Source organism: Bacillus sp. NTK074B (genome assembly GCF_017303375.1).
Lineage (GTDB): Bacteria > Bacillota > Bacilli > Bacillales > Bacillaceae_B > Rossellomorea.
In genome coordinates, this window is sequence record NZ_JAFKOH010000075.1 from 1 (window position 1) to 268 (window position 268).

The following is a 268-nucleotide window of genomic DNA, read 5'->3' on the forward strand; positions in this document are numbered from 1 at the left end:
TACATGCGGTTCCAGTTCGAAACCAGCGCCACGCCCGGCTCACCCAGCCCCATGAGGCCGCGCCAGCGGAAGGCGTTGCCGTAATGCTCGACCGGAATCGCCTTGCACCGGACGATGGTATAGGAGACCCCAGCCAGCAGGAAATCGGCCGGCAGATCAGGGAACGCCGCGGCGAATTCGGCGGGCCGGTCTCCGTAGACCTGCGAGGCAGTCGGCGTCACGGGGTAGAGCCGGAACCACGGTAGCCGAACACCCGCCCCCTCATACT

The 268-nt window shown here is 66.4% G+C and carries 1 protein-coding gene; it reads right to left on the minus strand.

Annotated elements, in window-relative coordinates; translation table 11 throughout:
• Window positions 1-268 (minus strand): hypothetical protein (locus tag JI667_RS21480; RefSeq protein WP_206858478.1); only part of this gene is annotated, 268 nt, incomplete at both ends.